The following is a 20,266-nucleotide window of genomic DNA, read 5'->3' on the forward strand; positions in this document are numbered from 1 at the left end:
TCTTGACACCCGGCCATCCGTCGAATGAGCATCGAAGCGCTTCGAAAGTTCTTCGCGGCTTTTCCTCGTCTTCCGTAAAGGGATCCTCGCGTGACTGCACAAACGCCGCCTTTCCGCGACTCGCAGCTGCCGTTCGCGAAGCGCATCGACGATCTTCTGTCGCGGCTCACCCTGGACGAACGGGTGGCGATGCTGCACCAGTTCGGGCCCGCGGTGGAGCGGCTCGGCATCGCCGCCTTCCGCACCGGCCAGGAGGCGCTGCACGGGGTCGCCTGGATGGGCCCCGCGACGGTGTTCCCCCAGGCGGTCGGCCTGGGCGCGACCTGGAACGGGGAACTGGTACGCCGGGTGGGCGAGGCGGTCGCCACCGAGACCCGCACGATGCGCTCGCGCGACGACCGCGTCGGCCTCAACGTCTGGGCACCCACGGTCAATCTCCTGCGCCACCCCCTGTGGGGCAGGAACGAGGAGGGCTACTCGGAGGACCCGAAGCTGACCTCGGCGATCGCCACCGCGTACACCCGCGGGCTGCGCGGCGACCATCCCGCGTACTGGCGCACGGCGCCGGTCCTCAAGCACTGGCTCGCGCACAACAACGAGACGGACCGGGCCACCGGGTCGAGCTCCGTCCGCCCCCGCGTGCTGCACGAGTACGATCTGCGCGCCTTCCGTGAGACGGTCGAGGCGGGCGCGGTGGCCGGCGTGATGCCCGCGTACAACCTGGTCAACGGCCGCCCGAACCACGTGTCGCCGTACCTGGACGAGCACCTGCGCGCCTGGACGGACCAGGAGCTGCTGGTCTGCTCGGACGCGGGCGCGCCCTCGAACCTGGTCGACTCCGAGCACTACTTCGACACGCACGAGGAGGCGACGGCCGCGTCGCTGCTCGCCGGTGTCGACAGCTTCACGGACCACGGGACGGACAGCTCGAAGATCGTCGAACGGGTTCGAGGGGCCCTGGACCGGGGCCTGGTGACCGAGTCCGACATCGACGCGGCGGTCCGCCGCCAGCTCGCGGTCCGCTTCCGCCTCGGCGAGTTCGACCCGCGCCTCGACCCGTACGCGGACAGCAAGGACTTCGACACCCCTGCACACCGGGCGCTCGCCCTGGAGGCGGCGGAACAGGCGGTGGTCCTGCTCAAGAACGACGGCCTGCTCCCCCTCACCGACCCGGCGACCCGCGTCGCGGTGGTCGGCCTGCTCGCCGACGAGTGCAAGCTCGACTGGTACAGCGGCACCCTCATCCACCGCTCCACACCGCTCGAAGGCCTGTACGAGCGTTTCGGCGCCGACCGGGTGGACTTCGCCGAGGGCGTGGACCGCGTACGTCTGAGGACCTCCGCCGGTACGTACCTGAGCGTCCCGCGGGCCGACGACGCGACCGACGAGGTCCGCGGCGCCGAGGGTGCGCTGGACCCGGCCCTTCTCGCGGGCCGCACCGACCTGCCTCCGCTGACCGCCGACGACACCGGGACCGAGCTCGCGCTGATCGACTGGGGCGACGGCGTCCTCACGTTCCGCGCTCCCGACGGCCGCTATCTGTCGGTCGCCGACGACGGCTTCGTACGCGCCTCCGCCGACCAGCCCGGCGGCTGGTTCGTGCAGGAGACGTTCCGCCTGGAACCGCACGACTCCCACGAGAACGGTCACCTCCTGAGGCACGTCGCTACGGGTCGCTACGTCTCTGTGACCGCCGACGGCGTGAAGGTTGCCGACGAGAATCCGGAAATCCTGGAGCTGGAGTTCTCGGAGCGCGGCGAGGTCGCGGTGACGCGCGCGGCGGCCGGCGCCGACGTCGTCCTCGTGGTCGCGGGCAACGACCCGCACATCAACGGGCGCGAGACGGAGGACCGCACCACGCTGGCGCTCCCCGCCCATCAGAGCCGCCTGCTGGCCGCCGCGAAGGCCGCGAACCCGCGCACGGCTCTGATCGTCACGTCCTCCTACCCCTACGCGCTCGACCCCACGGACCTGCCCGCGGTCCTGTGGACGGCCCACGGCGGTCAGGCGGCCGGTACCGCCCTGGCCCGTGTTCTCGCGGGGGACGTCTCCCCGGCGGGCCGTCTGCCCCAGACCTGGTACGCCTCGGACACGGATCTGCCCGCTCTCCTCGACTACGACGTGATCGGCAGCCGCCAGACGTATCTGTACTTCGAGGGCAGCCCGCTCTTCCCGTTCGGCCACGGCCTGTCGTACGCGTCCTTCGGGTACGGGGACTTCTCGGCGCGTGCCGGGGAGGAGTCCGTGCGGGTCACGTTCACGGTCACCAACACCGGTGACACCGAGGCCGACGAGGTGGCCCAGCTCTACGGCCGCCCCGTGAGTCCGTCCGTCCCGCGCCCCCGCCGCGCCCTGCTGGCCCACCGGCGCGTCCGTCTCGCCGCGGGCGCCTCCACCGAGCTGTCCTTCGAACTCCCGCTCGGCGCCTTCGAGTTCTGGGACGTCGCCCACGGCACGTGGCGTCTGGAACCCGGTGGCCACGAACTCCTCGTGGGCGCGTCCAGCGAGGACGTCCGCCTCCGCGGGACGGTCGAACTGGCCGGCACCCCCGCCCTCCCGCGCCCGGTCCTCGAACACGGCCTGGCCGCCGTCGACTTCGACGAGCAGCGGGGCGCGGAGATCGTCGACCGCACGAAGCTCTCGGGCGACGCGGTCGCACCCGCGAACGCCGTCACGGCCGAACTGCTCTACCGGGCCTGCGACTTCGGCCCGGGGACCCACTCCGTCACGGTCGAGGCGTCGGGCGAGGGCACGGTCGAACTGACCCTGGACGACGGCCGGGTGATCGCCCGCCTCCACATCGCGCCCACGGCGGGCCCGTACGCCTACACCTCTGTCAGCACCCCGCTCCAGGCCTCCGGGGTCCGCGACCTGCGCATCGGACTGCGCGGCCCGCTGAGGCTCGCGCACGTCGGCTTCTCCGGTTGAGGGTCCGGACCAGCCCGACGGGAAAGGAAGGGGCCCGGCACCGGAAGGCATCGGTGCCGGGCCCCTTCGTCCGGGGGAGGCGGGAGGTCACCCCTCGGGCCGGATGAGCCCGCGCTCGTAGGCACGGATCAGGCGGCGGGGCACCGCGTACTCCCGCCCGTCGACGTGGAACGGGACGAGATCGGGGGTCGCCGCCTTCCACTGGGACCTGCGGTGACGGGTGTTGGAGCGGGACATCTTGCGCTTCGGGACGGCCATGCCCGGCACTCTACCTGAAAATGATTGTCACTAGCTATAGGGGTTCCGCCCCTGGGGACCCAGGTCACACGACGACGGCCGGAGCCCCCGCACAGCGGGCTCCGGCCGTCGCTCCGGCGCCAGGTCTCAGAGAGCGAGCCCCGTGAGCACCAGCACACGCTCGTACGTGTAGTCGTCCATGGCGAACCGCACGCCCTCGCGCCCCACACCGGACTGCTTCACCCCGCCGTACGGCATCTGGTCGGCACGGTACGAGGGCACGTCGCCGATCACGACGCCACCCACCTCCAGCGCCCGGTGGGCACGGAAGGCGGTCTGCAGGTCATGGGTGAACACACCTGCCTGCAGCCCGTACTTGGACTCGTTGACCGCGGCGAAGGCGGCGGCCTCCCCCTGCACCTTCTGCACGGTGAGCACGGGCCCGAAGACCTCCTCGCAGGAGATCGTCACGTCGGCCGGCACGTCGGCCAGCACGGTCGGCGCGTACGAGGCACCGTCGCGCTTGCCGCCGGCGAGCAGCCGGGCCCCGGCCCCGACGGCCTCCTCGACCCACGACTCCACACGCCGGGCGGCCTCCTCGCTCACCAGGGGTCCGACATCGGTCGCGTCGTCGGACGGGTCACCGGTCACCTGCGCCTCGACCGCGGCGACGATTCGGGGCAGCAGCCGGTCGTACACCGACGCGTCCGCGATCACCCGCTGCACGGAGATGCAGGACTGCCCGCCCTGGTAGTTGCTGAAGGTCGCGATACGCGCCGCGGCCCGGTCCAGGTCCTCGTCACCGGCCCAGTCGGCGAGCACGACCGCCGCCCCGTTGCCGCCGAGCTCCAGGGTGAGGTGCTTGCGCGGCACGGAGTCCATGATCGCGTAGCCGACCTTGTCGGACCCGGTGAAGGAGATGACGGGCAGCCGCTCGTCCTGCACCAGCGCGGGCATCTTGTCGTTCGCGACGGGCAGCACCGACCAGGAGCCGGCCGGCAGCTCGGTCTCGGCCAGCAGCTCCCCGATGAGCAGGCCGCTCAGCGGGGTCGCGGGCGCGGGCTTCAGGATGATGGGCGCGCCCGCCGCGATCGCCGGAGCGATCTTGTGGGCGCACAGGTTGAGCGGGAAGTTGAAGGGCGCGATGCCGAGGACGACGCCCTTCGGGAAGCGCCGGGTGAGGGCGAGCCGCCCCTGGCCGCCGAGGTCGGTGTCGAGCCGCTGCGCCTCTCCGCCGTTGAACCGGCGGGCCTCCTCGGCGGCGAACCGGAAGACGGACACGGCCCGGCCGACCTCGCCGCGGGCCCACTTGAGCGGCTTGCCGTTCTCGGCGGAGATGAGCCGGGCGATCTCCTCGGTCCGCTCGACGAGCCGCCTGCTGACGTGGTCCAGGGCGGCGGCGCGCACGTGCGCCGGCGTGGCGGCGAACTCGTCCCGCACGGCGTACGCGGCCGCGACGGCCTCCTCGACCTGAGCGTCACTCGGCACGGCGACCGTGCCGACGAGGCGCCCGTCCCAGGGCGACGTGACGTCGAAGGTGGCCTCACCGGTGGCCTGGCGACCGGCGAGCCAGAAGGCATGGGTGGAAGTCATCGAGTTCCCGGCCCTTCCGTTGGTGTGTCTGGGGCTTTCCACCCCCACGGTAGGCCTGCGACCCCCCGAGGTCGCTTGTCCGACCCGGAGCACTCCGTGCCGCTCTCGCTCCGCTTTGTCGTAGCCGGGGGCTCCGGGAATCGCGGCGACCCGAGAGAGCCGCTTCCCGATGGCCGATCGCCGATCGCCGGGAGGCTCGGCGTCCTGGGCCGCGGCCGGCCTGTGGAGGCTCGGCGCCCATCTGAGGGGCGCGGGGAACTGCGCGACCAGGCCCGCCACCCGCCCGCGGACACAACACCACCGCACCGCACCCCACCCCCGGCTGGGGCGGAGGCCTACTCCGACCCGGCCCCCACCACCGTCGTCGCCGCGCTCGTGGCCTTCAGCGCCAGCCACAGCTCCATCCGCACATCCGGATCGTCCAGGGACCTCCCGAGGATCTCCTCGACCCGCCGCATCCGGTACCGGAGCGTGTGCCGGTGCACCCCGAGATCCGCCGCGGCCGCGTCCCACTGCCCGTGCCGCGACAACCAGGCCCGCAACGAGGCGACGAGATCTCCCCGCCCCGTCGCGTCGTGCTCGTACAGCGCCCGCAGCAGCCCGTCGGCGAAGGCCCGCACCGCGTCGTCCGCCAGCAACGGCACCACGGACCCCGTCGCCACCTCCTCGTGCTCCACCAGCACCCGCCCCCGCCGCCGGGCGACGGACAAGGCCTGCTCGGCCTGCTTGTAGGCGGCCCCGGCGGCGATGGGACCCGCGGGCGCGGACACCCCCACGACGAGCTCGTCCTCGTCGGTCCCCTGTTCGGAACCGCTCCGCGCGATGCCGACGGTCTCCGCGTACCGGGCGCAGGCCGCGACCACCGCACCCCCGTCCGCGGCGAGCACCACCAGCCGCTCCCCGTCGGGCACCACGAGCACGGCCTCGCCGGACCGGGCGGCCGCCGACTCCACGATCTCGACGAGGCCGGCCACCAGATCGCCCCCGGCGTCGGCGAGCACGGCCGCGGCGGCCTCGATCCCCGACGCGTCCACCTCACCGTCGCCGCCACCGTCGCCGCTGCCGGCCCGGGCCCGCCCGGCGGACGCCGACGCGGCCTCGGCGAGCATCATCCGGTAGGGCGCGTCCAGCAGTCCCCCGTACAGGTCCCCGGCGACTCCCCGGGCGTGGTCGGGCTGCCCGGCGAGCAGCATCCGCAGCACGGCCGCCCCGATCCGCTGCTCGGCGGCGTACAGCGACCGGGACCGCTCCGTGGTCAGCGTCAGCAGGGCGATGGCGGAGTGCACGGCGTACCGCTCGGCCGTTCCCAGCGCGGCTGCGGTTCCGACGGCGAGCGCGGCGCGAGCGCGCCGTCCGGTGCCCAGCGAGTGCAGTTCGACCCGGTCCTCGCCGTCCGCGGGGTCCCCGCCGACGACGGAACTCGCGGGCGCGGCCCGCTCCCGCAGCCTCTCCACGTCCCCGGTGATCCTGGCCGCCCTGCGTCCCGCCCATTCCGGCGCGGTGGCGACGACGGCCCCGGAGGCGTCGTACAGCGCGGCCCATCCGTCGACCTGCGAGGCCAGTGCGGACAGCAGCCCTTCGGGCCCGTCGCTCAGGGCCTGCTTCGTCAGCTCCCGCTGCGCGGCGAACCCGGCGGTCACCGCCCGGTACTGGTCGGCGGCGATGGCCGCGGACACGGCCTTGCTGATGGCGAGGAAGGGCGTACGCCGGGGGACCTCCAGCAGCGGCAGGCCCTCCTCGGCCGCCGCGTCGGCCAGCGCCCCGGGAATCTCCTCGTAGTGCACGCCGACGGCGAAGCCGAGCCCGGCCACTCCCGCCCCGACCAGCCGCTTCACGTACCGGCGCATGGCGTCGGCGTCCTCGGCGTCCAGCTTGAGGGCGGTGATGAGCAGCAGCTCCCCGCCCTCCATGTACGGCACGGGGTCGGTGAGCTCGCTGGCGTGGACCCAGCGGACAGGGGTGTCCAGGCGGTCCCCGCCCGCGCGCACGGTGAGCTTGAGCGCCGAGTGATGGACGAGCGAGGCGAGCGTGGGGGGCATCAGGGCCTTCAGGTCTTCACAGGTTCTTCGACGGTCACGGACGGTGTGATCTTTTGGCCGCGATGTATGAACGACCTATGCCGATTCTGCCTCACCGTACGGTCGGCCCGTGACCGTATGTCCAGACGTCCTGCTCGGCGCACCTGTCATACCGAGCCCCTGCCGACTCCGGCGGCTCCTCAGCCGCCCGGGTTGCGCAGATCCACGAGCAGCGGCGGCGCGTGCTCGCCCTGCACGCTGGTGAGCGAGAGCACGGCGTGCCCCGGCGGAACCCCGTGGGCCAGCTCGGACGCCGACCACCGCTCCCGCTCGACCTGCCGCACGGTCACGGCCCGGGCGGTGGGCGCGTTCCCCGTGATCACCCGCCGGAGCATGTGCACGGCCTTCCCCGCCGGTGTCTCCGCGATGATCTGCCGGTCGGTGACGTCCCGTGCCTCGGTCCACTCCTTGCCCCACACCTCGGCGAAGTCCTGGCCGTCCCACGGCGTGAGCCCGGACAGCGCCACCCGGCACCCGATCGCACCCAGCAGCGGTGACCGCAGCGGCCGCGGCGCGTCGTCGAGGGTGCGCAGCGTCATCACGACCCCGGCGTTGGCGGACCGCAGCCGCTGGATCCCCCGTACCGCGTCGGGGGTGACGAGGCCCGTGGCGTCGTCGAGCACCAGGCAGGCGAACAGCGACCGGTCCTCGCGTACCGCGACACTCGCCGCGAACTGGGCGAGCACGAGCCGCGCGAGAATCCGTGAGGCGTCCGCGTGCCCGCGCTGGGGAAGATCGATCCGCACGCGTACGGGATGGTCGAGGGCCCGCAGCGAGAAGGGCCGGGACTGGCCGGACGTGTCGAAGAAGCCGGCGAAGGCGGGCCGGTCGAGCAGGGCCACCCGGTCCGCGAGGACGCTCCCCACGTCGCCGGGATGTCCCAGCTGCCGTTCCCGCGCGTCCAGTTCCCGCAGCAGCGACTCCTGGCCGCCCTCGGTCAGGGCCTTCCGGAGCGCCGCGAGCGGACCGGGCGCGCCGTCGAGGAGCTGCCTCAGCTCGGGCACGGAGGGAAAGCGCCCGTGGACGGCCCGGTACGGCCCGAGCAGCTGCGCGAGCACGGTGGTGGACCGGCGGCTCTCCCCGCTGGGATGCGGATCGGTGAGATCCCCGACGAGCGCCTCGGCGAGCACGGCCGCGGCCTCGTCCGGGTCGGTGGTGCCGCCGTACAGGTCGAGGTCGTACACGGACTCGGGGTTGCCCACCCGCACCACGACGTCGTACGCGTCCACCGGGCCGAGGCCCGCTCCCGCGGCCCCGACGACGACCACGGCGGCCCGTCCTGCGAGCGCGTGCAGGCACAGCGACTCGGCCAGCGGCCAGACGACGCCGCCGGTCTTGCCGGATCCGGCGGGTCCGACGGCGAGCAGCGAGGTCCCGAGCAGCTCGGGCCCGAGCGCCAGCCCGGTGCCGCGGTAGGCGTACGGGTTGCGCGGGTCGTCGGCGGTCGTACCGAGCCGCACCTGCCCCGTGACGAGGTCGTGCCGCGCGAGCCGGCCCGGCAGGTCCCGCTCGCCGGAGGGGTGCAGACAGGCGGCGGCGCCTTCCCTGAGCACCGCTGCGGTGAAGGTCGCGAGGCTGTGCCGCCCGCTGCGCACGCCCTGCCAGGCCCGGGTGATCCGGGCGTGGTCGACGTCGCGCATGAGCCCGGCCCGCGCGTCGGCGCCGAGCCGCTCGGCGGCGTCGGCGGCCCCGGCGGCGCGGAGCTGGTTCCACTGGGCGGGGTCCTCCTCGGGCGCGGGCGCCGCCTGCTGGGGCTGTCGGCGCCGGAAGTGGGGGGCCGCGAAGCGGCGCCAGACCTCGCTCCAGCGGCCGACCCGCCCGACGGCGACCATGATGGCCAGGGCGACGAGCAGCTCATAACCCCGGTAGACGAGGAAGTTGCCGATCTGGCTGTCCCCGCCGCGCCAGGAGTCGGGCGTGATCAGGTAGAGCGGCACCCACCACCAGTCGCCCAGGTAGCGGTTCTGCAGCAGTGACCAGATCAGCCACCCCACGAGGAAGGCGATCAGTGCCCCGCTCAGCAGTTGGCGCGTGGGGATCTCGTCCGGCTCCTCGTCCGGCCGGGGCCGGTGCCCGAACCGCCACACGCCCGGCGCGGCCTCGGGCCGGGGCGTCCGCAGCCAGGTGAGGAAGGCGGAGCCGTCCGGCAGCGGCGGCGCCCCGGGCGCCTGCGCGGGCCTCGGCGGCACCTGGGGCGGCCCGGCAGGCCGCGGCACACGATCGGCGTGCGTGCCCCGTGCGTCGTGCGTGCCGTCGCTGTCCATCGCCTCTGCCACCCCTGACCAGCCGCTCCGTACGTCGTCTGCGAGTCAATCTAACGCCCTCACAAGGGGAGTTCACCGCTTACCGGGCCGGGTGCGCGGCGATACCGGCGCCCGGCCCCTCGGCGTGCCCCGGCCGCGCCCTGTCCAAGTCGGACAAGCGAATCCCGTGACAACGCCCAGATGGAGCATGCCCGCTCCCCGCTCCCGGCCCTAGCCTGCGAGGAAGGAAGCCGAGCGTGCGAAGACAAGCCGTTCCGCAAGCCGCCCGCCAGCCGTACGCCAGCCGTTCGCCAGACCCCAGGGAGCCCCTCATGAGCGCAGTTCCGCAGGAGCGCCGCCTCGTCACCGCCATTCCCGGCCCGAAGTCGCAGGAGCTGCAGGCCCGCCGCAGTGCCGCGGTCGCCGCCGGTGTGGGGTCCGTGCTGCCCGTCTTCACCGCGCGCGCGGGCGGCGGGATCATCGAGGACGTCGACGGGAACCGGCTCATCGACTTCGGTTCCGGCATCGCGGTGACGAGCGTCGGCGCCTCCGCCGAGGCCGTCGTGCGCCGGGCCGCCGCCCAGCTGCAGGACTTCACCCACACCTGTTTCATGGTCACACCGTACGAGGGGTACGTGGCCGTCGCCGAGGCGCTCGCCGAGCTGACGCCCGGGGACCACGCCAAGAAGAGCGCCCTGTTCAACTCCGGCGCCGAGGCCGTCGAGAACGCCGTCAAGATCGCGCGGGCGTACACCAAGCGGCAGGCCGTCGTCGTCTTCGACCACGGCTACCACGGCCGGACGAACCTCACGATGGCCCTGACCGCGAAGAACATGCCGTACAAGCACGGCTTCGGCCCGTTCGCGCCCGAGGTGTACCGCGTTCCGGTGGCGTACGGCTACCGCTGGCCGACCGGTCCGCAGAACGCGGGCCCGGAGGCCGCCGCGCAGGCCATCGACCAGATCAGCAAGCAGGTCGGCGCGGAGAACGTGGCCGCGATCATCATCGAGCCGCTGCTCGGCGAGGGCGGCTTCATCGAGCCCGCCAAGGGCTTCCTGCCCGCCCTCAGCGAGTTCGCGTCCGACAACGGCATCGTCTTCGTCGCCGACGAGATCCAGTCCGGGTTCTGCCGCACGGGCCAGTGGTTCGCATGCGAGGACGAGGGCATCGTCCCGGACCTGATCACCACCGCCAAGGGCATCGCGGGCGGTCTGCCGCTCGCCGCCGTCACCGGCCGCGCCGAGATCATGGACGCCGCGCACGCGGGCGGCCTGGGCGGCACCTACGGCGGCAACCCGGTGGCCTGCGCGGGTGCGCTCGGCTCGATCGAGACGATGAAGGAGCTCGACCTCAACGCCAGGGCGAAGGCGATCGAGACGACGATGAAGGCGCGCCTCGGCGCGATGGCGGAGAAGTTCGACATCATCGGCGACGTCCGCGGCCGGGGCGCGATGATCGCGATCGAGCTGGTCAAGGACCGTACGACGAAGGAGCCGGACGCGGCGGCGACCGCCGCGCTCGCCAAGGCGTGCCACCAGGAGGGCCTGCTGGTCCTGACCTGTGGCACGTACGGGAACGTGCTGCGTTTCCTGCCGCCGCTGGTCATCGGCGAGGACCTGCTGACCGAGGGTCTCGACATCATCGAGCAGGCTTTTGCCCGCATCTGAGCGGCGTCTGTCTCATCGGTTCCGGTCTCGGGGTCGCGAGGAGCGGGGCGTGTGAAGAAGGTGTGCGAGGTGCATGGCGGGATCCGATTGGGCCTGTCGGACGCTCTTTCCCTGTCGTAGGTTCTACGCAGATGAGAGATGCACCCCGCCCACAGGGGACTGTGGGCGACACCGGGACGGGGCCTCCCCAGCTTCGCCCTGGTCGTGCCTTCGCGCACACAACCGGGGCCTTTGGCTCCGGGTCTCCTCACCGATCGGACAGTCGCTCGCCCCAAACCCCCCGGGGCGCGCGACAACCCGATCCGATCTGACGCCTCGGCGCCACTCCGTGACCATCCGCGCAAGCGGGTCGCAGCGGACAGCGTGGAGCGCCGGTACCACCGAAGGGCTTGCACCTACCCCCCCTGGTGCAAGCCCTTCGGCGTATCCGGGAACACCTTCGGACCCCTCGCGTACGCACGGCCGGTCGTTCCTGCCACGCTGGGTGCCATGCCGACCGTGCCGGACCAGCAGGACCCGCCCCAGCCGCAGCCCGAGCCTCCCGAGCCCGCCGGGAGAGCCCCCGTCGCGGTGCGGCCGGTGTGGATCCTCGGCCCGCTCGGCATCCTCTTCGCCTTCCTCACCTGGCAGGCCGCCGTCGACACCCCGCTGCGCCGCGCGGACGAGCGCCTCGCCACGGCGATCGCGGGCAGCCGCCTCCCGGAGGGTGCCGCCGAGTTCCTCGCGGACCTCGGCAACGTCACGGTCGCCGTCCCGGTCCTGCTCGCGGTCGCCACGTACGTCGCGTGGCGTGCCCTGCGCGCGGCCCTCCCCCGCTGGTGGCTTCCGCCGCTCGCGGCCCTGACCGCCATGGCCGCCGTACCGGTCCTGGTCGTCCCGCTGAAGGAGGCCGTGGGACGCACCGGCCCGCCCGGCATGGCGGGCGACGGCTACTACCCCTCGGGCCACACCGCCACGGCTGCCGTCGCCTACGGGGCCGCCGTCCTCCTGCTGCTCCCCTGGCTCCACAACCGCTATCTGCGCCGCGAACTGGCCATCGCCTGCCTGGTCCTGGTGGCGGCCGTGAGCTACGGCCTGATCCGCCGCGGCTATCACTGGCCGCTGGACGTGGCGGGGAGCTGGTGCCTGTCCCTGATCCTGCTTCACCTCATGGCGTCGGCCGTCGCGCGATACGGTCAGGGGTCGTTGAAGCGGTAGCCGGCCTGGGCGGCGCCGAGCGCGGTCCGGTGCTCGCGAGGGTGTTCGCGGCGGCGCCGGGCTGATCGCGCCGCCGCGGCGTGCGGCCTCAGCCGAAGTAGCGGTCGAAGTTCCTCGAGAACTGCCAGTCCCCGTACCGGTCCCAGTTGATCGACCACGTCATCAGGCCGCGCAGGGCGGGCCAGGTGCCGTGCGGGGTGTACGAGCCGCAGTTCGTTCCCTTCGTCAGGCAGTCCAGGGTCTTGTCGACCTCCGACGACGGCACGTGGCCGTTGCCCGCGTTCGTCGAGGCCGGCATGCCGATGGCTGTCTGGTCCGGGCGCAGGGGCGGGAAGACGTTGGCCGCGTCGCCCGCGACCGGGAAGCCGGTCAGGAGCATGTCCGTCATGGCGATGTGGAAGTCGGCCCCGCCCATGGAGTGGTACCGGTTGTCGAGCCCCATGACCGGGCCGGAGTTGTAGTCCTGGACGTGCAGGAGCGTCAGGTCGTCGCGCAGGGCGTGGATGACCGGGAGGTAGGCGCCGGCCCGCGGATCCTGGCCGCCCCACTTGCCGGTTCCGTAGTACTGGTGTCCGAGCTGGACGAAGAACGTCTCCGGGGCCATCGTGAGGACGAAGTCGTCGCCGTACCTGGCCTTCAGGGTTTTCAGGGCCGAGACGAGGTTCACGATCACCGGGGTCGTCGGGTTCTTGAAGTCGGTGTCGTCGGCGTTCAGGGAGAGGGAGTGCCCCTCGAAGTCGATGTCCAGGCCGTCGAGTCCGTACTCGTCGATGATCTTCGACACGGAGGAGACGAACGTGTCGCGGGCCGCCGCCGTCGTCAGCTGCACCTGGCCGTTCTGGCCGCCGATGGAGATGAGGACCTTCTTGCCCGCGGCCTGCTTGGCCCTGATCGCCGCCTTGAACTCGGCGTCGGTCTCGACCCCCGGGCACTCGGCGGCCGGGCAGCGGTCGAAGCGGATGTCGCCGGAGGTCGTGGTGGTGGGTTCGCCGAAGGCCAGGTCGATCACGTCCCAGCTGTCCGGGACGTCGGCCATCCTCGTGTAGCCGGAGCCGTTGGCGAAGCTCGCGTGGAGGTAGCCGACCAGGGCGTGGGCGGGAAGGTCCACGGGGTCGCCGCCGCCCGGCCCGGCCTCGGTGGTCGCGGTGACGGCCGGGGACTTCGAGGACTCTCCGGCGGCGTTCACGGCGGCGACCTGGAAGGAGTAGGCGGTCGACGGTGTCAGCCCGTCGACGGTGGCCGAGGTGCCGCCCGGTGTCCGGACCTTCGCTCCGTCGCGGTAGACGGCGTAGCCCGTCGCGCCCGGCACCGCCGGCCAGGACAGCCCGACGCCGGTGGAGGTGACCGTGCCGACCGTGAGACCGGTGGGTGCGGCGGGTGGCTGCCCCGCGTCGACGCCGGGCCCGACCAGGGAGAGGTCGTCGGCGTGGTACGCACCGGTGCCGTACCAGCCGTGCGTGTAGAGCGTGACCCTGGTGGTGGAGGGGCCGGTGCGGAAGGTCGTGGCGAGCCGCTGCCAGTCGGGTGCGGACTGCGTCCAGGCGGAGACGTCGGTGGTGCCGGTGCCGCTCGCGCCGACGTACACGTAGGCGCCGCGGACGTGGGCGGCGAGGGCGTACTGGGAGTCGGGCCGGACGGTCACGGTCTGCGCGCATCGCGCGTTGTCGCCGCCGGCCGGGGTCGCCCTCAGCGCCGAAGCACCGCTGCGGACGGGTGAGCCGACGACGGTGCCCGCCGTGCAGGTCCAGCCGTCGAGTCCTGCCTCGAATCCGCCGTTGCGGACCAGGTCCGCGTCGGCCGCACGGGCGGCCGACGAGAGTGCGGCGAGGCCGGGTACGGCCAGGACGGTGGCCGTGCACACGGCGAGAAGTCTGTGACGCGGGAACGGTCCGGCACGTCCGGTGCGGTCCACAACTGCCTCCAGAGCATGGGGGAAGAGGAGGGAGGAGTGCGCCCAACTTGGTCCAGACCAATCCGGTTGTCAAGACCTGTGACACCCACCGGGCCGCGTACGGCCGCCCGTTACCGGGACCGGCACGGCTATCGCTCCCCGTTCCCGGCGAGGCCCGCCGCCGCCTCGTGCATCGCCAGTTCCAGCAGCGCCGGGTCGGTGAGCGTGCCGGAGCCGTCCGGGGGGACCAGCCAGCGGACCCCGCCGGTCGACCGCCCGGGGTAGGGCACCACGATCCACGTACCGCGCCCCGCAGTGCGCACCCCCGTGCCGAGCCAGCGCGCGGCCGTCCCCGGCGGGACGAGGAAACCCATCCGCGCGTCACCGAAGTCGACGAGCACCGGCCCGGGCTGGTCGAGCACACGGGTCAGCACGTCGAGCGTCGGATAGCCGAGCCGGCCGGGCAGGATGAGCACGTCCCACGCCTTGCCCGCCGGCAGCAGCGCGACCCCCATCGGATTGCGCTCCCATTCCCAGCGGCAGGCCTCGGGGTCCGGTGCCACGGATGCCAGCCACTCGACCGCCGTCTTGGGCCCAGTCATGGCGGAACCTCCCTCTCTCGTGTCGACGCTGGTCGCGTCACAGGGGAGAGGGAGGTTCGGGCCGGGCATTACGCGGGTTCCGGCTGCGTGTTGGTGGTGAACCGGATCACGGGAGCGAGCTGGGCGTACGCCCGTGGATCACATACGGACGCGCACGCCCTCGGGCCGCACGCGGTCGCCCCGGCCGTCCCGGTCAGCCCGGCGCTCAGCTGTCGAAGCCGAGGCCCATCCGGTCCATCGTCCGCAGCCACAGGTTGCGCCGGCCACCGTGTGCGTCCGCCCGGGCGAGCGACCACTTGGTGAGGGCAATGCCCGTCCACGCGAACGGCTCCGGCGGGAAGGGCACCGGCTTCCTGCGGACCATCTCCAGCGACGTACGCTCCGTGCGCTCCCCCGACAGCAGGTCGAGCATCACGTCCGCGCCGAACCGGGTCGCCCCGACACCGAGGCCCGTGTAGCCCGCCGCGTACGCGACCCGCCCCCGGTGCGCCGTGCCGAAGAAGGCCGAGAAGCGGGAGCAGGTGTCGATCGCACCGCCCCAGGCGTGGCTGAAGCGCACGCCCTCCAGCTGCGGGAAACAGGTGAAGAAGTGCCCGGCGAGCTTCGCGTAGGTCTCGGGCCGGTCGTCGTACTCGGCGCGCACCCGGCCGCCGTACGGGTAGACCGCGTCGTAGCCGCCCCACAGGATCCGGTTGTCGGCGGACAGCCGGAAGTAGTGGAACTGGTTCGCCGAGTCCCCGAGGCCCTGCCGGTTCTTCCAGCCGATCGAGGCGAGCTGGCCGGCGGTCAGCGGCTCGGTCATCAGCGCGTAGTCGTAGACCGGGACGGTGTACGGGCGCACGCGCCTGACCAGGTTCGGGAAGATGTTCGTGCCGAGGGCGACCCGGCGGGCGCGCACACTGCCGTACGGCGTGCGCACGGCCATACCGGCGCCGTACGGCTTCAGGCCGAGCGCGGGCGTGTTCTCGTACACGCGGACACCCAGCTCGACGCAGGCACGCTTGAGGCCCCAGACGAGCTTGGCGGGGTTGAGCAAAGCGACGCCCCGGCGGTCGTGCAGGCCGGCGAGGAAGGTCGGTGAGTCGACCTGTTCCCGTACGGCTTCGGCGTCCAGGTACTCGACGCCGTCGGCCAGGCCCCGGCCCTTCAACTCCTCGTGCCACTCGCGCAGTTCGGCCGCCTGGTACGGCTCGGTGGCGACGTCGATCTCGCCGGTGCGCTCGAAGTCGCAGTCGAGGGAGTAGCGGGCGACGGCCGCCTCGATGGCGTCGAGGTTGCGGGCGCCCAGCTCCTCCAGCCGGTGGATCTCGTCGGGCCAGCGGGTCAGGCCGTTGGCGAGACCGTGGGTGACGGAGGCCGCGCAGAAGCCGCCGTTGCGGCCCGAGGCGGCCCAGCCCGCCTCGCGGCCCTCGACCAGGACCACCTCGCGGCCGGGGTCGCGCTCCTTGGCGAGAAGCGCGGTCCACAGTCCGCTGTAGCCGCCGCCCACGACGAGCAGGTCGCAGGTCTCGGCGGTGGTGAGGGCGGGCTCGGGACGCGGCCTGCCGGGGTCGTCCAGCCAGTACGAGACCGGCTGGGCGTCCGAAAGCGACTTCGCCCAGTTCTTGTCACGGCTCATGGCGCTTGGGGCCATGATTTCAACTCCCTACGACTGCTGCTTTCCTGGTTTCCTTGTGCCGCTATGCCTTTTGGCGGTTCCTGCGGTTGCCGATGACCATTCCGGCCAGCACGAACAGTACGGCGACGATGAACATGGCCGTACCGATGACGTTGATCTGAACGGGTGTGCCGCGCTGCGCCGAGCCCCAGACGAACATGGGGAACGTGACCGTCGAACCGGCGTTGAAATTGGTGATGATGAAGTCGTCGAAGGAGAGCGCGAACGCGAGCAGCGCTCCCGCGGCGATTCCGGGAGCCGCGATGGGCAGGGTGACGCGGACGAAGGTCTGCACGGGACCCGCGTACAGGTCCTGCGCCGCCTGTTCCAGGCGCGGGTCCATCGACATCACGCGCGCCTTGACGGCGGTGACCACGAAGCTCAGACAGAACATGATGTGCGCGATCAGGATCGTCCAGAAGCCCAGCTGCGCGCCCAGGTTGAGGAAGAGCGTGAGCAGCGAGGCCGCCATGACGACCTCGGGCATCGCCATCGGAAGGAAGATCAGCGAGTTCACGGCGCCGCGCGCGCGGAAGCGGTAGCGGACCAGCGCGAAGGCGATCATCGTGCCGAGGACGGTGGCGCCCAGCGTCGCCCAGCCGGCGATCTGCAGGCTCAGCGAGAGCGAGCCGCACAGGTCGGCGACCCCGCAGGGATCGGTCCAGGCGTCCGTGGAGAACTGCTGCCATTCGTAGTTGAAGCGCCCCTTCGGATTGTTGAAGGAGAACACCGTGACGACGATGTTCGGCAGCAGCAGATAACCGAGCGTCAGCAGACCGGCGATGACGACGAGACGGCTTTTCAACCAGCGCAAGAGGGCCATCTAGACCAGATCCTCCGTCCCGGACTTACGGATGTAGAGCGTGACGATGGCGAGGATTCCCGCCATGAGAATGAAGGAGAGGGCGGCGGCCGTCGGATAGTCGAGAATGCGCAGGAACTGCGTCTGGATGACGTTTCCGACCATGCGGGTGTCCGTGGAGCCGAGCAGGTCGGCGTTCACGTAGTCGCCGCTCGCCGGAATGAAGGTGAGCAGCGTCCCGGAGACGACACCGGGCATCGACAGCGGGAACGTCACCTTGCGGAAGGTCGTGAAGGGCTTCGCGTACAGGTCGCCCGCCGCCTCGTGCAGCCGCCCGTCGATGCGCTCCAGGGAGGTGTAGAGCGGCAGGATCATGAACGGCAGGAAGTTGTACGTGAGACCGCAGACCACCGCGAGCGGGGTCGCCAGCACCCGGTCCCCCGCCGTGACGCCGAGCCAGCTCGTGACGTCCAGGACGTGCAGCGAGTTGAGGGCGCCGACGACCGGGCCGCCGTCCGCGAGGATCGTCTTCCAGGCCAGCGTACGGATCAGGAAGCTGGTGAAGAACGGCGCGATCACCAGAATCAGGATGAGGTTGCGCCAGCGGCCCGCACGGAACGCGATCAGATACGCGAGCGGGTAACCGAGCAGCAGGCACAGGATCGTGGCGGTGCCGGCGTACGCGATGGAGCGCAGGAACTGCGGCCAGTAGTCGGCCACCGCGTCCCAGTAGGTCGCGAAGTGCCAGGTGACCTTGTAGCCCTCCTCCAGGGAGCCCGTCTGCACGGACGTGGAGGCCTGGTAGACCATGGGCAGGGCGAAGAAGACGACCAGCCACAGGAGGCCGGGGAGCAGCAGCCAGTACGGGGTGAGGCGGCCTCTCCTGCGAGGCGGGCGCTCCTTCGGTGCGGGGGCCGGCGCCAGGGGTGGCGCGTCGGTGACGGTCGTCATCAGGCCGCCTCTTCCTCGACCGTTTCGATACCGGCGTCGATGTCCTGAGCGGCGTCCAGACCGAAGGTGTGCGCGGGGTTCCAGTGCAGGACCACCTCGGCGCCGGGCACGAGCCGTGCGTCGCGGTCGATGTTCTGGGCGTAGACCTCGAACTCCGGGCAGACCGGGCTGTCGATGACGTACTGCGTGGAGACTCCGATGAAGCTGGAGTCGGCGATCGTGCCGGTGATGCGGTTGCGGCCCGCCGGGATCTCGCCCGCGGCGTCGGCGTGCGTGAGCGAGATCTTCTCGGGACGTACGCCCACCAGGACCTTGCCGCCGGTCGTCGTGGGCGCGGAACACCGGGCCGCGGGCAGGACGAGCTTGCCGCCGCCCGCCTTGAGGACGATCTCGTCGCCGCTCCTGCTGTCGACCTCGGCCTCGATGAGGTTGGAGGTGCCGAGGAAGTTGGCGACGAACGTGGTGTGCGGGTTCTCGTAGAGGTCGGCGGGCGAGCCGAGCTGTTCGACGCGGCCCGCGTTCATCACGGCGACCGTGTCGGCCATCGTCATGGCCTCCTCCTGGTCGTGCGTGACGTGGACGAAGGTGATGCCGACCTCGGTCTGGATGCGCTTGAGCTCCAGCTGCATCTGGCGGCGCAGCTTGAGGTCGAGGGCGCCGAGGGGCTCGTCGAGGAGGAGCACCTTGGGGGTGTTGATCAGCGCGCGGGCGACGGCCACGCGCTGCTGCTGGCCGCCGGAGAGCTGGTGGGGCTTCTTGCGGGCCTGCTCACCGAGCTGGACCAGGTCGAGCATGTCCCCGACCTGCTTCTTCACCGACTTGATGCCGCGCCGGCGCAGACCGAAGGCGACGTTCTCGAAGATGTCCAGGTGCGGGAAGAGGGCGTACGACTGGAAGACGGTGTTCACGGGCCGCTTGTACGGCGGCAGGTTCGTGACGTCCTGGTCGCCGAGCGAGACCGAGCCGGAGGAAGGTTCCTCCAGGCCGGCGATCATGCGCAGGGTGGTGGTCTTGCCGCAGCCGGAGGCGCCGAGCAGGGCGAAGAAGGAGCCCTGCGGGACGGTCAGGTCGAGGGGCTGGACGGCGGTGAAGGAGCCGTAGGTCTTGCTGATCCCGGAGAGACGGACGTCGCCACCGGTGTCTGTGTCGTTCTTCGTGGTCACGGTGATCACGCCCCCGTCAGCTTTGCGAACTTCTCTTCGTACGACGTCTCTTCCTTCGTGCTCAGGGAGCGGAAGGAGTGGGACTTGGCCGCCATGGCGGCGTCGGGAATGATCAGCGGGTTGTTCGCCGCCGACTTGTCGATCTTCGCCAGCTCGGCCTTCACGCCGTCGACGGGACAGACGTAGTTGATGTACGCGGCGAGCTGCGCGGCCGGACGGGGCTCGTAGTAGTAGTCGATGAGCCGCTCGGCGTTGGTCTTGTGCCGTGCCTTGACGGGGACGAGCAGGTTGTCCGTGGACGTCAGGTAGCCGCTGTCCGGGATGACGAAGTCGACGTCCGGGCTGTCCGCCTTGAGCTGCACGACGTCACCGGCCCAGGCGACACAGGCCGCGAGGTCGCCCTTGGTGAGGTCGGACGTGTAGTCGTTGCCGGTGAAGCGGCGTATCTGGCCCTTGTCGACGGCCTTCTGGAGCCGGGCGATCGCCGCGTCGAAGTCGTCGTCCGTGAACTTCGCCGGGTCCTTGCCCATGTCGAGCAGGGTCATGCCCATGCTGTCGCGCATCTCCGACAGGAAGCCGATGCGCCCCTTGAGCCTGGGGTTGTCGAGCATGTCCGACAGCGACTTCACCTCCACGCCGTCCAGCGCCTTCTTGTTGTAGGCGATGACGGTGGAGATACCGGTCCAGGGATACGAGTACGCGCGTCCCGGATCCCAGTCGGGGGTGCGGAACTGCTGGGAGAGGTTGGCGTACGCGTGCGGCAGGTTGGAGGCGTCCAGCTTCTGCACCCAGCCGAAGCGGATGAGGCGGGCGGCCAGCCAGTCGGTGACGCAGATGAGGTCGCGCCCGGTGTCCTGGCCCGCCGCGAGCTGCGGTTTGATCTTCCCGAAGAACTCGACGTTGTCGTTGATGTCCTCGGTGTACTTGACGCTGATGCCGGTGCGTTCGGTGAACGCGTCGAGCGTGGGGTGCCGTTTCTCGCTGTCGTCGACGTCCATGTACTCGGTCCAGTTGGAGAAGCTGATCCGCTTCTCCTTGGCCGAGTGGTCCTCGGACGAGACGCCCGCGGTGTTCTTCGCCGCGGGGATGCCGCAGGCGCTCAGCGTCCCGAGCCCGCCCAGGGCGAGCGCGCCGCCCGTCGAGGCGCGCAACAGCGAACGGCGGGTGAGGGAGGCCCTGCCGTTGCCGAGGCTGCGCCGCACGGCGGCCGGCCGGGCCGGGGACAGGCGGTCGGGCTCGTACTGCTCCATGCTCGTG

At 71.7% G+C, this 20,266-nt stretch carries 14 protein-coding genes; 3 read left to right on the top strand and 11 right to left on the bottom strand.

Annotated features, from left to right (window positions below):
• The first annotated feature begins 90 nt into the window (after positions 1-90).
• Positions 91-2,928 carry a glycoside hydrolase family 3 C-terminal domain-containing protein gene (locus tag O1Q96_RS35665; RefSeq protein WP_269252079.1) on the top strand — a complete coding sequence of 946 codons (2,838 nt, stop codon included), beginning with the start codon at positions 91-93 and terminating at the stop codon, positions 2,926-2,928.
• 87 nt (positions 2,929-3,015) lie between these two features.
• On the opposite strand, the gene rpmF is transcribed toward O1Q96_RS35665, so the two are convergent.
• The 4 genes from rpmF to O1Q96_RS35685 all read right to left on the bottom strand — a co-directional run bounded on the left by rpmF (position 3,016) and on the right by O1Q96_RS35685 (position 9,100).
• A complete protein-coding gene (gene rpmF / locus O1Q96_RS35670) occupies positions 3,016-3,186 on the bottom strand; it encodes a 50S ribosomal protein L32 (protein ID WP_217458004.1) in 171 nt (56 codons plus the stop codon).
• Positions 3,187-3,312: 126 nt separating this feature from the next.
• Positions 3,313-4,758, bottom strand: a complete 1,446-nt coding sequence (locus tag O1Q96_RS35675; RefSeq protein ID WP_269252080.1) for an aldehyde dehydrogenase family protein — start codon at positions 4,756-4,758, stop codon at positions 3,313-3,315.
• 335 nt (positions 4,759-5,093) lie between these two features.
• Positions 5,094-6,797 carry a PucR family transcriptional regulator gene (locus tag O1Q96_RS35680; protein WP_269252081.1) on the bottom strand — a complete coding sequence of 568 codons (1,704 nt, stop codon included), beginning with the start codon at positions 6,795-6,797 and terminating at the stop codon, positions 5,094-5,096.
• 179 nt (positions 6,798-6,976) lie between these two features.
• Entirely contained in the window at positions 6,977-9,100 is a 2,124-nt protein-coding gene (locus tag O1Q96_RS35685) for an ATP-binding protein (protein ID WP_269253863.1), read from the bottom strand.
• A gap of 311 nt (positions 9,101-9,411) precedes the next feature.
• Between O1Q96_RS35685 and gabT the strand changes: the two genes are divergently transcribed.
• Both gabT and O1Q96_RS35700 read left to right on the top strand, forming a co-directional pair.
• Complete coding sequence (gene gabT, locus O1Q96_RS35690) at positions 9,412-10,746, top strand: 4-aminobutyrate--2-oxoglutarate transaminase (protein WP_269252082.1); 1,335 nt, start codon at positions 9,412-9,414, stop codon at positions 10,744-10,746.
• A gap of 489 nt (positions 10,747-11,235) precedes the next feature.
• Entirely contained in the window at positions 11,236-11,943 is a 708-nt protein-coding gene (locus O1Q96_RS35700) for a phosphatase PAP2 family protein (RefSeq protein WP_269252083.1), read from the top strand.
• A gap of 88 nt (positions 11,944-12,031) precedes the next feature.
• Here the strand turns inward: O1Q96_RS35700 and O1Q96_RS35705 are convergent, their stop codons facing one another.
• From O1Q96_RS35705 to O1Q96_RS35735, 7 genes are all read right to left on the bottom strand, one after another.
• Positions 12,032-13,855 carry a chitinase gene (locus O1Q96_RS35705; RefSeq protein ID WP_419587002.1) on the bottom strand — a complete coding sequence of 608 codons (1,824 nt, stop codon included), beginning with the start codon at positions 13,853-13,855 and terminating at the stop codon, positions 12,032-12,034.
• A 128-nt stretch (positions 13,856-13,983) separates the two neighbouring features.
• Positions 13,984-14,436, bottom strand: a complete 453-nt coding sequence (locus O1Q96_RS35710; RefSeq protein WP_217457996.1) for a bifunctional DNA primase/polymerase — start codon at positions 14,434-14,436, stop codon at positions 13,984-13,986.
• Positions 14,437-14,641: 205 nt separating this feature from the next.
• A complete protein-coding gene (locus O1Q96_RS35715; RefSeq protein WP_269252085.1) occupies positions 14,642-16,069 on the bottom strand; it encodes an NAD(P)/FAD-dependent oxidoreductase in 1,428 nt (475 codons plus the stop codon).
• Positions 16,070-16,115: 46 nt separating this feature from the next.
• Positions 16,116-16,916 carry an ABC transporter permease gene (locus O1Q96_RS35720; protein ID WP_269252086.1) on the bottom strand — a complete coding sequence of 267 codons (801 nt, stop codon included), beginning with the start codon at positions 16,914-16,916 and terminating at the stop codon, positions 16,116-16,118.
• Positions 16,917-17,846, bottom strand: coding sequence for an ABC transporter permease (locus O1Q96_RS35725; protein ID WP_269252087.1), 930 nt, complete (start codon positions 17,844-17,846; stop codon positions 16,917-16,919). It abuts the gene before it with no gap.
• Positions 17,846-19,018, bottom strand: coding sequence for an ABC transporter ATP-binding protein (locus O1Q96_RS35730; RefSeq protein ID WP_419587003.1), 1,173 nt, complete (start codon positions 19,016-19,018; stop codon positions 17,846-17,848). The genes O1Q96_RS35725 and O1Q96_RS35730 overlap by 1 nt, the downstream gene beginning before the upstream one ends.
• Complete coding sequence (locus O1Q96_RS35735) at positions 19,015-20,259, bottom strand: polyamine ABC transporter substrate-binding protein (protein ID WP_269252088.1); 1,245 nt, start codon at positions 20,257-20,259, stop codon at positions 19,015-19,017. Before O1Q96_RS35735 ends, O1Q96_RS35730 begins: the two co-directional genes overlap by 4 nt.
• Between the last annotated feature and the right edge of the window lie 7 nt (positions 20,260-20,266).

This window comes from Streptomyces aurantiacus (assembly GCF_027107535.1).
In the GTDB taxonomy this organism is placed as follows: Bacteria; Actinomycetota; Actinomycetes; order Streptomycetales; family Streptomycetaceae; genus Streptomyces.

Bases quoted from the DNA above. Each gene is read 5' to 3' on its own strand.
- rpmF (WP_217458004.1), bottom strand. From the start codon at position 3,186: ATGGCCGTCCCGAAGCGCAAGATGTCCCGCTCCAACACCCGTCACCGC.
- O1Q96_RS35675 (WP_269252080.1), bottom strand. From the start codon at position 4,758: ATGACTTCCACCCATGCCTTCTGGCTCGCCGGTCGCCAGGCCACCGGT.
- O1Q96_RS35680 (WP_269252081.1), bottom strand. From the start codon at position 6,797: ATGCCCCCCACGCTCGCCTCGCTCGTCCATCACTCGGCGCTCAAGCTC.
- O1Q96_RS35685 (WP_269253863.1), bottom strand. From the start codon at position 9,100: ATGGACAGCGACGGCACGCACGACGCACGGGGCACGCACGCCGATCGT.
- gabT (WP_269252082.1), top strand. From the start codon at position 9,412: ATGAGCGCAGTTCCGCAGGAGCGCCGCCTCGTCACCGCCATTCCCGGC.
- O1Q96_RS35700 (WP_269252083.1), top strand. From the start codon at position 11,236: ATGCCGACCGTGCCGGACCAGCAGGACCCGCCCCAGCCGCAGCCCGAG.
- O1Q96_RS35710 (WP_217457996.1), bottom strand. From the start codon at position 14,436: ATGACTGGGCCCAAGACGGCGGTCGAGTGGCTGGCATCCGTGGCACCG.
- O1Q96_RS35715 (WP_269252085.1), bottom strand. From the start codon at position 16,069: ATGGCCCCAAGCGCCATGAGCCGTGACAAGAACTGGGCGAAGTCGCTT.
- O1Q96_RS35720 (WP_269252086.1), bottom strand. From the start codon at position 16,916: ATGGCCCTCTTGCGCTGGTTGAAAAGCCGTCTCGTCGTCATCGCCGGT.
- O1Q96_RS35725 (WP_269252087.1), bottom strand. From the start codon at position 17,846: ATGACGACCGTCACCGACGCGCCACCCCTGGCGCCGGCCCCCGCACCG.
- O1Q96_RS35735 (WP_269252088.1), bottom strand. From the start codon at position 20,259: ATGGAGCAGTACGAGCCCGACCGCCTGTCCCCGGCCCGGCCGGCCGCC.